We start from the raw sequence: 16168 nt of genomic DNA on the forward strand, positions 1-16168 counted from the left end.
TATGGTTGTCAGCTCAGTTGGTAGAGCTACTGAAACACTTTTAATTTAAAAGTGAATTTCAAAAATAAAACCAAGCCATATAAAACTATATGGGCCGTTAGCTCAGTTGGTAGAGCAGTGGACTTTTAATCCATTTGTCGAAGGTTCAAATCCTTCACGGCCCACCACTTTTTAAAGTGGTTTTATAGTCAGCTCAGTTGGTAGAGCTATTGAATCACTTTTAATTTAAAAGTGAATATCAAAAATAAAACCAAGCCATATGAAACTATATGGGTGTTAGCTCAGTTGTTAGAGCTATTGAAACACTTTTAATATAAAACTATATGGGCCGTTAGCTCAGTTGGTAGAGCAGTGGACTTTTAATCCATTTGTCGAAGGTTCAAATCCTTCACGGCCCACCACTTTTTAAAGTGGTTTTATAGTAAGCTCAGTTGGTAGAGCTATTGAATCACTTCTAATTTAAAAGTGAATATCAAAAATAAAACCAAGCCATATGAAACTATATGGGTGTTAGCTCAGTTGTTAGAGCTATTGAAACACTTTTAATATAAAACTATATGGGCCGTTAGCTCAGTTGGTAGAGCTATTGATACACTTTTAATTTAAAAGTGAATTAGAAATTAAAACCATACCATATAGTTTATATATGGGCCGTTAGCTCAGTTGGTAGAGCTATTGATACACTTTTAATTTAAAAGTGAATTAGAAATTAAAACCATATCATATAGTCTATATATGGGCCGTTAGCTCAGTTGGTAGAGCAGTGGACTTTTAATCCATTTGTCGAAGGTTCAAATCCTTCACGGCCCACCACTTTTTAAAGTGATTTTATAGTTAGCTCAGTTGGTAGAGCTATTGAGACACTTTTAATTTAAAAGTGAATTAGAAATTAAAACCATACTATATCTTAATGATATGGGCCGTTAGTTCAGTTGGTAGAGCTATTGATACACTTTTAATTTAAAAGTGAATTAGAAATTAAAACCATACTATATCTTAATGATATGGGCCGTTAGCTCAGTTGGTAGAGCAGTGGACTTTTAATCCATTTGTCGAAGGTTCAAATCCTTCACGGCCCACCACTCCCCTGATTTATCCTTTTATATTCCCTTAAATTTTTCATTACAATTATTGTTTCAAATTGTTATAATTTGCATCTATTTTTCCATTTCTAAGAGTTAAGAATGAGCCAATTTTCCCCGCTTGTTGGATCGGATTACCCGTTTCCAGGTAAACCTGTTGAATTATCTTCACAGGAAAAAATCGATTATAAAGCTAAAATCAAACAATTACTTGTTGAAAAAGATGCAGTACTTGTCGCTCATTATTATACCGACCCTGAAATACAAGCTTTGGCTGAAGAAACAGGTGGCTATGTAGCGGACTCCTTAGAGATGGCGCGTTTTGGCCGTGACCATCAAGCTAAAACGCTTATTATTGCTGGTGTACGCTTTATGGGGGAAACTGCGAAGATTTTAACTCCACATAAAACGGTACTAATGCCTGAACTAGAAGCAACTTGTTCACTGGATGTCGGTTGTCCTGTAGAAGAGTTCTCTGCGTTTTGTGACCAACACCCAGATCGTGAAGTCGTTGTTTATGCCAATACATCAGCAGCGGTAAAAGCACGTGCCGATTGGGTAGTTACTTCAAGTATCGCGCTCGAAATTGTTGAGCACCTTGATAGCGAAGGTAAAAAGATTATTTGGGGGCCTGATCGCCATTTAGGTAGTTACATCGAACGCAAAACTAAAGCTGATATGATCATGTGGCAAGGTGACTGTATTGTGCACGATGAATTTAAAGCAAGTGCTTTGCGTGATATGAAAGCTGTGCATCCTGATGCGGCTGTTTTAGTGCATCCTGAGTCGCCTGAAAGCGTGGTGAAGTTAGCTGATGCGGTTGGATCTACAAGCCAATTGATTAAAGCGGCACAAACGTTGCCTAATAAAAAATTGATCGTCGCAACCGATACAGGCATTTTTTATAAGATGCAACAAGCTTGCCCAGACAAAGAAATGATGGCTGCACCTACTGCTGGAAATGGTGCTACATGTCGCAGCTGTGCACATTGTCCTTGGATGGCTATGAATGGCCTTAAAGCGATTTATAATGCGTTAACTGATGCTAATGGGCATGAGATTGATGTTGATGCTGATGTTGCCAAAGGCGCATTAGTGTCGTTAGATAGAATGTTAAACTTTGCTGCTGAACAACAGTTAAAAGTTAAAGGTAACGCATAAGCGTTTTACTTTAAATACTGTTGATAACAGTATTTATTTACACAACTTATTGAGAATATATGATTACTAATGATGTTTTACGTCGAGTTCGTTTTGCACTGCAATTAAACGATACTAAAATGCTCGCAATTTTTGCTTCTGTTGATAACGAAATGAATGTTGATTTTTTACACAGCATTATGGCAAAAGAAGATGCAGAAGGTTTTGTTTTTTGTCGTGACAGCGTATTGTCACTTTTTCTTGATGGCTTAATTTACGAAAAACGTGGTCGCAAAGAAGGTGCTGTTCCAGCAATATTACCGGCTAAAGCTGTATTATCTAATAATGATATTCTTCGTAAGCTGCGTATTGCTTTAAACTTTAAAGATGAAGATATGCTAAATGCACTGAAGCTTGCAAATTTCCCTGTTTCTAAAGGTGAATTATCTGCTTTATTCAGAAAAGCGGATCATCGTAACTTCAAACCTTGTGGCGACCAATTATTACGTCGTTTCATTGACGGGATCACCGTGCAATTCCGTGGTACTAAACCAAGTACCGATGCAGTAGAAGTCGAATAAAATAGACTGTCTTAAGTATGATAAAAACCGAGCAAGCTAGCTCGGTTTTTTTATGCCTATTATTTATTAATATGTCAGAGTCTGGCATTAATCTTTTAGCGAACTTTTAAGTGGGCTTTTCAATTAGTTGATCTGAGATAGAAAAATTATGAGTTAAAATATGTTTATTTCAGCTCTATTTTGGTGCCTTGATTGTGCTCTTTCGGTGCGTAAATATATTTGAAAATCAAACTCTATATTCTTAGTTATTGATAATTAATAGTTTTTAAGGGTGGCACAGTTGTTGCTAAAGTTAATTAACTCGTATGAGAGATATTGGTAAGTCAATTGTCAATATGAAAATTTAATAATAGACATCTAGGGTTCCGACTATATTTTTAGTGACTGGACCGAGAGTTGTCGACCTTTTCTAAGGTTACACGGAGGGATAAAAGCCCGGGAGATGACAATTCAATGTCTCTCATGCTTTTAATGTGTAACTAAGGAGAAAAAAATGGAATTTACAACAAAGCTATTTACTAAGTACCTATGTAATTCAACCTCAAAACTACTTTCTATTAGCGCCTTATGCGCAGTGTTAATTTTCGCCCCTTCTACTGCATCTGCAGAGTCAAAACCTAAATTTCGTTTAGCTTGGACTATTTATGTTGGTTGGATGCCTTGGGATTACGGTGCAACCTCTGGCATTGTTAAAAAATGGGCTGATAAGTACGAGATAGACATCGAAATTGTACAAATCAATGATTATGTCGAATCAATCAATCAATATACTGCTGGTCAATTTGATGCAACTGTAATGACAAATATGGATGCTCTGACTATTCCTGCTGCAAGTGGTGTTGACTCTACGGCGGTAATCATTGGCGACTTCTCAAATGGTAATGATGCTGTTGTACTAAAAGGTGCAGCTAAATTAACTGATGTCGAAGGGAAAAACGTTAACCTAGTCGAACTCAGTGTTTCTCATTATTTACTTGCTCGTGCATTAGAAACTGTTTCATTAACAGAGCGAGATATTCGCGTTGTGAATACTTCTGATGCGGACTTAGTAGCTGCCTTTACTACCGATGATGTAACTGCGGTTACAACATGGAACCCTCTTTTAAGTGAAATCACTGCGATGCCAAATAATACTAAAGTATTTGACTCATCAATGATTCCTGGTGAAATCATTGATCTGTTAGTTGTAAACAGCAAAACCCTTTCTGAAAACCCTAAACTAGGTAAAGCATTAACGGGGGCTTGGTATGAGATCATGTCCACGATGAAAGGAACTGATAAAGCGGCGTTAGCAGCGCGTACTGAAATGGCTGAAGCTTCAGGTACTGACTTAGCTGGCTATGATGCTCAACTTGCATCTACAAAAATGTTTTTTGAAGCAAAAGACGCAGTTGATTTTAATAACAGCTCAGCGTTAACAACAACAATGGGGAAAGTTGCTGAATTCTCATTTAAACATGGTTTATTAGGTGAAGGTGCTGCCGACGCTAAATTTATTGGTGTAGAAACGCCAACGGGTGTTTACGGTGATAAAAGTAATATTAAATTACGCTTTGACCCAACTTATATGCAAATGGCTGTTGACGGTAAACTATAAGTTTTAGATTGTGTGTCTTATGAACACTAGCCGTGAACGATTAATAATATAGAAAAACGCTACATGATCATTCTTGCATGTTTGCCGGATCATTGAGTCATGTTTTCTTTCCTCAATTATAGGTAAGTTAAAACTCCAACTTATACTAAAGGATTAAATTTTTAGCCTATGCGTTTAATGAATAGCAAGCCGAGTCGTAGTATGCGACTCGCTTTAACCTTACTGCCATTTGCGTTGCTAGTGATTGTTTATACACTCGCCTCAGATGCGCGCTTATTAGAAAACCCAAGTGATAAGTTGTTACCCGCTTGGTCTAGTTTCTATGATGCGATACAGCGTATGGCTTTTGAACCAAGCAAACGCACGGGGGAATACCTATTATGGGTCGATACTGCCGCTAGTTTACAGCGCTTATTATTAGGTGTTGGTATTAGTGCGCTAATTGGTTTAGTCATTGGTGTCGTTAATGGCATGTTACCTATCATGCGAGCAACGTTTTCACCTCTAATTACAGCCATTTCATTGATTCCTCCAATGGCTATTTTACCCATTCTGTTTATATCATTTGGTTTAGGTGAGCTATCCAAAGTGATGCTAATTATTATTGGCATTTGTCCAATACTCATTCGTGACCTACAAATGCAAACGCAATCATTACCATCTGAGCAACTGCTTAAAGCGCAAACTTTAGGTGCTAATAGTTGGCAAATAATGGTTCGTGTCGTACTACCACAAGTATTACCTGCTTTATTTAATGCAATACGTTTAACGTTAGGTAGTGCATGGTTGTTTTTAATTGCTGGTGAAGCAATTGCTGCAACAGAAGGGTTAGGTTACAGAATATTCCTTATCCGTCGTTACTTATCGATGGATGTGATTTTGCCTTATGTTTTTTGGATTGCAGTTTTGGCTTTCATAATGGATGCATTATTACGCCTATTTTCAAATCGTGCATTCCCTTGGTATCACGGTAAACGAGGGAGTGAATAATGGATAATGCAATTATTAAAATGAATCAAGTGTGGAAAGAATATGGAGCCCATGTGGTGCTAGAGAAGTTAGATCTAACAGTACAAGCAGGAGAGTTTGTAAGTATTGTTGGTGCCTCTGGGTGTGGTAAAACATCCTTGTTAAATATGCTACTCGGTACTGAATCACCAAGCCGAGGCAGTATTTTACTTGATGGTAAAACAATGCCTAAAGAGCCTAATGAAAGTCGTGGGATTGTGTTTCAAAAGTACTCTGCTTTTCCACATTTAAACGCACTAGAAAACGTCATGTTGGGTGGTGAATTTTCTGCTTCTCCATTACTTGGAAAAGTTTTCGGTAGCAAACGCCAAAAACTAAAAGAAGATGCATTAGAAATGTTAGTTGCAGTTGGTTTAGGTGATGCAGCTTTGCGTTATCCAAATGAATTGTCTGGTGGGATGCAACAACGTCTTGCTATTGCTCAAGCACTAATTAAAGAACCTCGAATACTATTATTAGATGAACCTTTTGGGGCGCTGGATCCTGGCATTCGAAAAGACATGCATAAGCTAATTCGCGAATTATGGAAAAAACGAGGTTTAACCATTTTCATGATCACACATGATCTATCTGAAGGTTTTAGTCTTGGGTCGAGAGTTTGGGTATTAGATAAACCACGTATCGACCCTCAGGAGCCAGATCGTTTTGGAGCGCAAATTGTCTATGATATCCAACTCGATTCTAAACAAAAAATACCAAGTTCATTACAGCATTTAATGAGTATAGAAACACAGCCAGAAGCTGTTTAGGAAAAAATATGACAAATTTAAATACAAGCATTATTTATGAAGAAACTATTCCCGGTGCAAGTCATTGGTCAATGGTTGTTCCTGCAGGGCATACGTTAACCTTAACTGACCCGGAAGGTGGCAGTAATGTTTCTATGTTGTTTTATAACCCAAATAACTTATTAGAACGTTATAACGCGCCTGATACTTTAAAATGTCAGCACACTTTTAAGCTCACTAAAGGTCATTGCTTGTATTCAGATATGGGGCGTATTTTTTGCTCTATTATTCATGATGATACGCAGTGGATTGATAGTGTTGGTGGCGTTGCTAATAAGCAAAAAGTACAAGACAAATGGGGTGCTCGTGATTACCAAACAGATCGTAATGCCTGGTTACAAAATGGCTATGACAGTCTATTAGTTGAAGTGGCTAAATACGGATTAGGTAAACGCGATTTGGCTGCTAACATTAATATTTTCAGTAAAGTGAAAACCGATGATGAAGGTGCATTAAGTTTTGTTGAAAGTCATAGCAAAGCAGGCGACCAAGTCCAATTACGCTTTGAAATGGATACCTTAGTGGTATTAACAACTTGTCCTCATCCTATGAATCCTGCAAGTGAATATCCGAACTTGCCGACTGAATTATGCTTAACTAAATCCGCACCAATCAGTGAAAATGATGAATGTCTGACCTCATGTGATGAAAATGGCCGAGGTTTTGAAAATAATCGTCGTTACCAGTGTACTCACTCTCACCATCATACTTCACCTACTTTATCGGGAGCACAATCATGATCACACCAAGTTCTTTACAAGCTGAACAAGCCATTCGTCGTGACATCGTACCTGCTGGCGATTATTACATGAAAGTCTTAAAAGCAGGTGAAACACTACGTATTTTAGATATCGAAGGTAACCAAGCCGCGGATACTTTATTTTATAACGCTAAGGATCCGAGTGAACGTTACAGCGCAATGGATACGATTCGCGAACAAGGTAATGTTTACCTTACTGCGGGTACTAAGTTGTTATCCAATGATGGCAATGCCATGTTAGAAATCACCGCAGATACCTGTGGTCGACATGATACTTTAGGTGGTGCCTGTGCTACGGAAAGTAATACCGTACGATATGCGATTGAAAAAAAATGTATGCATGCCTGTCGCGATAGTTGGTTGTTAGCGGTAGCTGAAAACCCACAATACGGGTTAAGTAAGCGCGATATTACCCACAATATTAATTTCTTTATGAACGTGCCAGTTAATAGTGAAGGTGGTTTAAGTTTTGCTGATGGGATCAGTGGTGCAGGTAAATACGTAGAAATGAAAGCAGCAATGGATGTAATTGTTTTACTGTCTAACTGTCCTCAATTGAATAACCCTTGTAATGCTTATAATCCCACACCTGTTGAAATGATTGTCTGGAATTAAATAACACGTCATTCAAAATTACTAAATGAGAAAATTGGGACGGCCCAATTTGTCAATCTCAGTTTGTTTCGGGACGACCCTACCTTAATAAGGTCAACAATATGTTTACTAAAATATTAATTGCCAACCGTGGCGCGATTGCTTGCCGCATCATCAGAACATTATCAGCAATGGGCATCGAAAGTGTTTCTATTTACAGCCAAGCTGATGCAGATAGTTTACATGTTTCACAAGCCGACCATGCTTATTCATTAGGTGAAGGCGGTGCAAAACAAACTTACCTAGATATTGATAAAGTCATTGCCATCGCCAAAGAGTCTGGTGCTCAAGCGATTCATCCTGGTTATGGATTTTTAAGTGAAAATGTTGAGTTTGTAACAGCCTGCGAAGCAAATGGTTTAGTATTTTTAGGCCCCACAACAGAGCAAATGCTTCAGTTTGGTTTAAAGCATCGGGCTCGTGAATTAGCTGAACAAGCAAATGTTCCTCTCCTACCTGGTAGTGACCTTTTAGTGGACCTTGATGATGCGCTTAAATGTGCAGAAAAAATTGGTTATCCAGTGATGTTAAAAAGTACAGCTGGCGGCGGTGGTATTGGCATGCAACGCTGTAATAGTGCCTTGGAATTAAGCCAAGCTTATGACTCAGTTAAACGATTAAGTGAAAATAACTTTAGTAACAGTGCGCTCTTCTTAGAAAAATTTATCGTTCAAGCTCGCCATATAGAAGTACAAGTTTTTGGTGATGGCAATGGTAATGCTATCGCATTAGGTGAACGAGATTGTTCTGCACAACGTCGTAATCAAAAAGTAATCGAAGAAAGTCCTGCGCCAAATTTATGCGATGAATTAAGAGAGCAATTGCATTCAACGGCAACACGTTTAGCTGCTATGGTAAATTACCGTAGTGCAGGTACTGTTGAGTTTGTATTCGATCAACAAGCGCAACAATTTTATTTTCTCGAAGTAAATACTCGCTTACAAGTAGAGCACGGTGTGACTGAAATGGTTTATAACGTCGATATCGTAAAGTGGATGGTAAGCCTTGCTGCACAAACATTAGCGCCATTATCTGAACTTGAGAATAATCTAGTCGCAACGGGACATGCCATTCAAGTGCGTTTGTATGCGGAAGATGCAAATAAAGACTTCCAACCCAGTGCAGGATTAATCAGCCATGTGAAATGGGCGACTGAGGTTGATCAAGGTAAATTACGAATTGATCACTGGTTAGAAAGTGGCACAGAAGTATCTCCTTTCTTTGACCCAATGCTAGCAAAAGTCATTTGTCATAGTGAAACTCGTGAGCAAGCATTAAACGGTTTAAAACAAGCCTTGATACAGAGTGAAGTTTACGGCATAGAGAGCAATAAAGATTATCTCTATCAACTGCTTGGAAATGAAATTGTTGAAGCAGGTTTATTACTGACTCAAACATTGAACCAACTTACTTATTATCCTACCTCGATTGATGTGCTTGCTGGTGGCACGCAAACAACCATTCAAGATTATCCGGGCCGTAAAGGTTATTGGGATATTGGTGTTCCACCATCAGGTCCAATGGACAGTGTTAGCTTTTGTCTTGCTAATACCATTCTAGGTAACAGTGAAAAAGAAGCGGGTTTAGAGATCACAATAAGTGGTCCAACATTACGTTTTAACAGTGCAACCCGTATTGTGATCACGGGGGCAACAATTCAAGCTGAATTAGATGATGTTAAAGTGGCTAATGGCCAAGTTATTGAAATAGCTGCCGGTCAAACCTTAACGCTGGGTAACATCATTAGTGCAGGTGCACGTGCTTATCTTGCTGTGCAAGGTGGTATCCAATGTCCTGATTATCTAGGTAGTAAATCAACCTTTACGCTTGGTCAATTTGGTGGTCATGCGGGTCGTGCTATTCGTACCGGTGATGTATTACATCTTGATAGTTCGGTTGAACCTTCATTAACCACTATTACAACACCTAAACTTCCAGAAATTAGTGACGAATGGATTATCCGTGTTATTTATGGCCCACATGGTGCACCTGATTTCTTTTGTCCTGAAGACATCGATGCCTTCTTCGATGCAACGTGGAAAGTACATTTTAACTCAAGCCGTACCGGTGTTCGTTTAATGGGGCCTAAACCTAAATGGGCCCGTAATGATGGTGGCGAAGCTGGATTACATCCTTCAAATATCCATGATAACGCTTATGCAGTGGGCACAATCGACTTTACCGGAGATATGCCTGTTATTTTGGGGCCGGATGGCCCAAGTCTAGGTGGTTTTGTTTGCCCTGTAACAATTATAAAAGCTGATTTATGGAAAGTAGGGCAGTTAAAAGCTGGCGCAACAATCTGTTTCCAAGCTGTGTCGATCGACGATGCTCAGCAGTTTGAGCGTCAACAATTAGATTTAATGGCTAAAGGCGAATATGTTGCCGCTGAAATGGCAACGGAACAACCAAAAAGTGCGGTTATTAAAACCATAGAAAAAACAGCGGAAAATGAAAAAGTTGTTTATAGAGCGAGCGGTGAAGATTACTTATTAGTTGAATATGGTGATCAAATTTTAGATGTGGCACTTCGTTTTCGTGTTCATGCACTAATGCTTAAACTGCAGAATATGGATGTTGCTGGCGTTCAAGAGTTAACGCCGGGTATTCGTTCATTACAAATCCATTATGATAATTTACAGTTACCTTTAACTGCACTGTTAGCAATTTTAGCCGAAGCAGAAGATGCATTAGGTGATGTAAGCCAATTAACAGTGCCTTCAAGAATCGTTAATATTCCTTTGTCATGGGATGATTACGCAACACGCCTAGCAATCAAAAAATACGATGAGCTAGTGCGTAAAGATGCGCCATGGTGCCCTGATAATATCGAATTCATTCGCCGTATCAACGGACTGGAATCTGTTGAGCAAGTGAAAGAGATCGTATTTAACGCAAGTTATTTAGTAATGGGTTTAGGTGATGTTTACTTAGGTGCACCAGTAGCAACGCCACTTGATCCTCGTCATCGTTTAGTCACAACGAAATATAACCCAGCTAGAACATGGACACCTGAAAATGCAGTGGGTATCGGTGGTGCTTATCTTTGTGTCTATGGCATGGAAGGGCCGGGTGGTTACCAGTTCGTTGGGCGTACATTACAAATGTGGAATCGTTACCGTCAAACAGAAGAGTTTAAAAAACCGTGGTTATTACGTTTCTTTGACCAAATTCGTTTTTACCCTGTAAGCAGTGAAGAGTTAACACAAATACGTAGCGATTTTCCGCGTGGTGATTACCCGTTAAAAATCAAAGAAACCACTTTTAGTCTTGCTGATTATCAAGCGCAGCTCGTTGAAAATGAAGAATCGATAGTGAGCTTCAAAGAAACGCAGCAAAAATCATTTGAAGCAGAACGCCAGCGCTGGCAGGAAACTGGGCAGGCTAACTTTGTGGCCAAAGAAATGACGCAAATTGAAACTGATATTGCGACGTTAACAACACAACAGCGTGGTGTTGATAGTCATGTTGCCGGTAATATCTGGCAAGTTTTAGTTAAACCTGGAGATGTGGTTAAAGCGGGACAAACATTATTGATTCTTGAAGCAATGAAAATGGAAATTGAAGTCGTTTCGCCTGCTGCTGGGAAAGTAGTGAGTGTTGTACAAAAAGAAGGGTCACAAGTACATGCAGGACAACGCTTAATGATTTTGGAGAAACTATAATGGAAAATTTAATGATACAACAAAACATGAACATCAATGTGCTGCAAAATGCTTATCGTAGTGGTGAGTTAAATGTAAAAGACTTTTTATTAGCAAAATTAGCACAGGCTAAAAGTGATACAAGTAACGTTTGGATCAGTACTATTTCTGAATCTCAACTAGTAAAAATGTTGGATGTGCTTGATGGTAAATCAATTGATGAATTACCTTTGTATGGTGTGCCATTTGCAGTTAAAGACAATATTGATTTTGCTATGTTACCAACCACAGCAGGTTGTGAAGCATATACTTTTCAGCCAGATAAATCATCGACGGTTGTACAGTTATTAATTGATGCGGGTGCAATTCCATTCGGTAAAACTAATTTAGATCAGTTTGCTACTGGGCTTGTTGGAGTTCGCAGTCCTTGGGGAGCAGTTAACAATAGTTTTGATTCTGAATATGTTTCCGGCGGCTCAAGCTCAGGCAGTGCGGTGGCAGTAGCAACAGGTCAGGTGAGCTTTTCATTAGGGACTGATACAGCTGGCTCTGGAAGAGTACCTGCTGCCTTAAATAATATTGTTGGTATGAAAGCGACAAAAGGGTTACTAAGTTGCACTGGAGTCGTACCTGCTTGTAAAAGCTTAGATTGTGTCACTATTTTTGCCAATAGCGCTAATGAAGTTAATTTATTGCTTAATATTACAGGTCAATGGGATGAAACAGATTGTTTCTCTCGTGAAAATAAAGTTACTAATAGCATTGATTATTTCCAACCTAACAAAAAATTATCAGGGCTAAAAGTGGGGTTACCTGCCCCTGAACAGTTAAGCTTTTTTGGCGACCAGAGTGCGCAAATATTATTCTCAGAAAACGTTGAACGCCTTAAAAAAGAAGGTATTGAGATTGTTAATATTAACTTTCAACCTTTCTTGGATGCAGCAAAATTATTGTATGAAGGTCCTTGGGTCGCAGAACGATATGCAGCAATAGAAGACTTTTTTAAAGCTGATCCAAAACAATGTTTACCTGTGATTGAAACTATTATTGGTGGGGCAACGGCATATACAGCTGTGGACACCTTTAAAGCAATGTATCGTTTACAAGCTTATAAAATACAATGTGATGCTATTTTAGCGCAAGTAGATTGTGTGCTCACACCAACAGCAGGCTGTGCATATCGAATTAAAGATGTTGAAGCAGATCCCATTCAATTAAATTCAAATTTAGGTTATTACACTAACTTTATGAATTTATTAGATTATGCCGCTATAGCATTGCCTGCTGGAATATTAGCTTCTGGATTACCATTTGGTATTACATTATTTGGTCCTGCTTTTAGTGACCGTTTATTACTTAGTGTTGGTGCTCAATGGCAAAAATTAACTGACTTAACGCTAGGTGCAACTCAACAAAAAGTGACTAATACAACGCTGGTATTAAGTTCAAGTGCAGCAGATAGCCAAATTGATATCGCGGTTTGTGGTGCACATTTATCTGGTTTCCCATTAAATAATCAATTAACAGAGCGTGGTGGTGTGTTAGTTAAAACTTGTAATACTTCTACAGACTATCGTTTTTATGCACTGGCTGGTGGCCCTCCATTCCGCCCTGGTCTTATACGTGTTGATGATGAATCAGGCTCTGCTATTGAAGTAGAAGTTTGGCGTTTACCTGTCTCAAATATTGGCACTTTTTTACAAGGCATCGAACAACCTCTTGGATTAGGAAAAGTACAGTTAGATGATAATTCTTGGGTAAGTAGTTTTATCTGTGAAGGTTATGCGATTAACACTGCCGAAGATATTACTCATTTTGGTGGCTGGAAAGCTTATATAAAAGCGAAGTAAAGCTGATTAAAAACATACCCTCATGTTTATCCTGCGGGTATGTTTTGAAAAATAGCTTCAAATAATAAGTGCTTAATAGTAAGGAGGGCTCCAAACAATATATATCTAATTAACAAGAGGGATAAATAATGCACATGGATAGTAGTTATATTAAGGATCTGCAAATATTCCTAGCAGTCGTTAATGCGAATGGAGTATCTAATGCTCAGTCAGTACTGAATAAAGATGCTTCAGCGATTAGTCGTTCGCTTAATACGCTTGAAACACGTCTGGGATTGATACTGTGTGAACGTGGGCGGCAAGGGTTTAAAATTACACCTGAAGGAAGTCTGATAATAGAACAAACACAAGTTTTGTTTGGTGCTTTTCGATCTTTTGAAAACAATGTGATGATTGCCTGTGGTCAAAGTGCGAGTCGTCTTTCAATTGGCATTATTGATAACATTATTACTGATGATAATTGTCCTCTTCAATCTGCTCTTAATCGTATTCATGATCAGTTTTCATCTGACTTTGAGCTAGCTATACATACTAAAAGCCCACATAGGTTAGAAAAATTATTATTAAATAAAGAGATAGATATTGCACTCGGTATATTTGATAATCATCATCGTTCCCTGAATTATTCCGCCTTATATTCTGAAACAGATTATTTATATTGTGCGTCACATAACCCGGTTGCAAGGTTACTTGAACAGGGGGGAAAGCAAAAGCAGTTAATCGACTGTATCAGAACACAAAATTTTTGTGCACGTAGTTTTTTAAATGAAGCTGACATTAAATGTCTTGGTTTTCAATTGTTAGGTAAAACGACTTTTACTTCTAATTTAGAGGCAATTACTTTTCTGATTTTAAGTGGATCTTATATTGGCTTTATCCCGCACCATTTTGCTCAGCGTTTTGTAGATGAAGGCAAATTAACTCCTATATTAGCGTCGACTATTAAGCGAGTTTCAACATTGGAATTAGTTCACCGAAGAGATGAAGACAAAAATAGTAGTGTACTAAAGCGAGCCCTTGAACTATTAAGAATATAGATAAAAGCTACATGATCATTAGTGCATGTTTGCAGGATCATTACGTCATGTTTTCTTTCTTCAATGATAGGTAAGTTATAACTCTAACTTACACTTAAAGGACTAAATGATGACTTTATCCAAATTATGCACCCTAGCATCAGGCGTGTTACTTGCAACAAGCCTTTCTTTTAATGCCCATGCTAAAGAAACTTATAAGATAGCCTGGACTATTTATGCAGGCACTATGCCCCTTGGTTATGCACAAGATCATCAAATATTAAAGAAGTGGGGTGATAAGTTCGGATTTAATTTAGAAGCTGTACAACTCAATGATTACATTGAAGCACAAACTCAATTTACCGCAGGTAGTTTTGCTGGCTCGGTTGCTATCACGCTTGATGCATTAACAATACCTGCAGGCTCTGGTGTTGATACAACCGTGTTAGCACCATTAAGCACCTCAATGGGAAGTGACGGTATCGTGCTCCGTGGTAAAGGAAAAACCGTTGCAGACTTAAAGGGGAAATCAATTAATTTAGTTGAGCTATCTGGCTCGCATTATATGTTAGCACGTGCTTTGGATACAGTAGGCTTGAGCGAACGTGATGTTAAGATTATTAATACATCAGATAGTGATATAGGTTCGATATTTTTTGATAGTAGTGCAGAGGCTGTTGCTACATGGAAGCCTCAATTAAGTGAGATTTTAACACAATTTCCAGACACAACATTAGTGTTTGATTCTTCAGATATTGCGGGTGAAATAGTTGATCAATTAATCGTGCATACTGCCTTATTAAAAAAAGAACCTAATCTGGGTAAAGCAATTTTAGGGGCATGGTATGAAACCATTGCAATGCTCGAACCAAACCACCCTAAACATAAAGAAATCATGGCTTATATGAGTAATGCGCTCAATACGGATCTCGACAGTTTTAATTCTCAGTTATCTACAATAGATTTTTTTAATCCTAAAACTGCGCAAACTTATATTAAAAGTAACTCTTTTAAGCAATCTTTAAAGGATATCTCTACTTTTGCTTTCGCGCATGGCTTACTTGGTGACAATGTACCTGATGCGGGATATATCGGAATGGAAGCTGGTGATGGAACACTGATTGGTAACAGCAACAATATTAAACTACGTTTTTCAGATACATGGATCTCTCCTTGGGCTGATAAATTTAATACGCCTGCTTTGGTTAAGGAGTAAATATAATGAGCCAATTTTCAGCACTTGAATTTTCGATTCCTTATTCTTGGCCTTTGTCTGGTTGTTGGGATAGTAGTAATACAGCTGTGATTGTGATTGATATGCAGCGAGATTTTCTAGATCCACTTGGCTATTTTAGTAGTCTAGGAGAAGATGTAAGCCATTTACAACGCACCATTGAACCTGCAAAAAAATTACTCAAAGCGGTGAGAAAGCACGATTTTTTAGTATTGCATACGCGTGAAAGCCATCGTCCTGAATTGGTTGATGTTACTGCTAATAAAGGCTTAAAAGCTGCTAGCCAAGGCGCTGCGATAGGTAAACAGGGACCGTTAGGACGTTTGCTTGTACGAGGTGAGAAAGGCTGTGATTTTTATGATGGCTTTGTGCCTGAGCCAGGAGAAATCACTATTGATAAACCTGGTAATAGTGCATTTTATGCTACTGACTTAGAGCATATATTAAGGGTACAACAGATACGCCATTTGGTGATTCTTGGAGTGACGTCGGATGTGTGCGTATCAGCAACGATGAGAGAAGCAAACGATCGTGGATTTGATTGTTTGTTGCTAGAGGATTGTTGCGGTGCGGCAACCAGCGATTTGCATTATTCATTGATTGCTAGCCTTGAGCATGAAGGTGGTATTTTTGGCGCACAAGCTCAAAGTCAGGAATTTATTGAATACTTAAAAAATTAACAAATCTAATGGGAGAAAATTAAGATTTAAAACTCAATTCAACTAGGTTGGATTGAGTTTTTTGATAAGGTGCTTTTAACTAATAATTAAATTTCTTTTAAATTTAAAAGAAA

Annotated in this window: 12 protein-coding genes, 4 tRNA genes and 1 riboswitch; all 16 genes read left to right on the forward strand. The window is 38.4% G+C overall.

Going from position 1 to position 16168, the window contains the following annotated elements:
• Positions 1-91 precede the first annotated feature (91 nt).
• Positions 92-167: transfer RNA gene (locus MT390_RS10240), tRNA-Lys, on the forward strand.
• A 158-nt stretch (positions 168-325) separates the two neighbouring features.
• Positions 326-401 (forward strand) — tRNA-Lys (locus tag MT390_RS10245).
• 336 nt (positions 402-737) lie between these two features.
• Positions 738-813, forward strand: a tRNA-Lys gene (locus MT390_RS10250).
• A gap of 193 nt (positions 814-1006) precedes the next feature.
• Positions 1007-1082: transfer RNA gene (locus MT390_RS10255), tRNA-Lys, on the forward strand.
• 102 nt (positions 1083-1184) lie between these two features.
• Positions 1185-2243 carry a quinolinate synthase NadA gene (gene nadA / locus MT390_RS10260; RefSeq protein ID WP_166371557.1) on the forward strand — a complete coding sequence of 353 codons (1059 nt, stop codon included), beginning with the start codon at positions 1185-1187 and terminating at the stop codon, positions 2241-2243.
• A gap of 59 nt (positions 2244-2302) precedes the next feature.
• Positions 2303-2803 (forward strand): YehS family protein, encoded by a 501-nt coding sequence (locus tag MT390_RS10265; RefSeq protein ID WP_166371559.1) that lies wholly within the window; start codon positions 2303-2305, stop codon positions 2801-2803.
• 346 nt (positions 2804-3149) lie between these two features.
• Positions 3150-3247, forward strand: a riboswitch (guanidine-I (ykkC/yxkD leader).
• Between the two features lie 49 nt (positions 3248-3296).
• Positions 3297-4400 carry a putative urea ABC transporter substrate-binding protein gene (locus MT390_RS10270; protein WP_499440980.1) on the forward strand — a complete coding sequence of 368 codons (1104 nt, stop codon included), beginning with the start codon at positions 3297-3299 and terminating at the stop codon, positions 4398-4400.
• A 168-nt stretch (positions 4401-4568) separates the two neighbouring features.
• On the forward strand, positions 4569-5390 hold the full coding sequence (locus tag MT390_RS10275) for an ABC transporter permease (protein ID WP_299665384.1): 822 nt from the start codon (positions 4569-4571) through the stop codon (positions 5388-5390).
• Complete coding sequence (locus MT390_RS10280) at positions 5390-6178, forward strand: ATP-binding cassette domain-containing protein (protein ID WP_499440981.1); 789 nt, start codon at positions 5390-5392, stop codon at positions 6176-6178. The genes MT390_RS10275 and MT390_RS10280 overlap by 1 nt, the downstream gene beginning before the upstream one ends.
• Before the next feature lie 8 nt (positions 6179-6186).
• Positions 6187-6957 (forward strand): urea amidolyase associated protein UAAP1, encoded by a 771-nt coding sequence (locus MT390_RS10285; protein WP_299665378.1) that lies wholly within the window; start codon positions 6187-6189, stop codon positions 6955-6957.
• Entirely contained in the window at positions 6954-7592 is a 639-nt protein-coding gene (locus MT390_RS10290; RefSeq protein ID WP_299665375.1) for an urea amidolyase associated protein UAAP2, read from the forward strand. Before MT390_RS10285 ends, MT390_RS10290 begins: the two co-directional genes overlap by 4 nt.
• A 101-nt stretch (positions 7593-7693) precedes the next feature.
• Positions 7694-11296, forward strand: a complete 3603-nt coding sequence (uca, locus tag MT390_RS10295) for an urea carboxylase (RefSeq protein ID WP_499440984.1) — start codon at positions 7694-7696, stop codon at positions 11294-11296.
• Positions 11296-13125: an allophanate hydrolase gene (atzF, locus tag MT390_RS10300; RefSeq protein ID WP_499440985.1), complete on the forward strand. Its 1830-nt coding sequence runs from the start codon at positions 11296-11298 to the stop codon at positions 13123-13125. The genes uca and atzF overlap by 1 nt, the downstream gene beginning before the upstream one ends.
• Positions 13126-13253: 128 nt before the next feature.
• Entirely contained in the window at positions 13254-14162 is a 909-nt protein-coding gene (locus MT390_RS10305) for a LysR family transcriptional regulator (RefSeq protein WP_499440986.1), read from the forward strand.
• Positions 14163-14268: 106 nt separating this feature from the next.
• Positions 14269-15357, forward strand: coding sequence for a putative urea ABC transporter substrate-binding protein (locus tag MT390_RS10310; protein WP_499440988.1), 1089 nt, complete (start codon positions 14269-14271; stop codon positions 15355-15357).
• A 5-nt stretch (positions 15358-15362) separates the two neighbouring features.
• Complete coding sequence (locus tag MT390_RS10315; RefSeq protein ID WP_499440989.1) at positions 15363-16055, forward strand: cysteine hydrolase family protein; 693 nt, start codon at positions 15363-15365, stop codon at positions 16053-16055.
• Positions 16056-16168 lie beyond the last annotated feature (113 nt).

Origin of the sequence: Vibrio sp. 2-Bac 85 (genome assembly GCF_037546705.1) — a bacterium.
Lineage (GTDB): Bacteria > Pseudomonadota > Gammaproteobacteria > Enterobacterales > Psychromonadaceae > Psychromonas.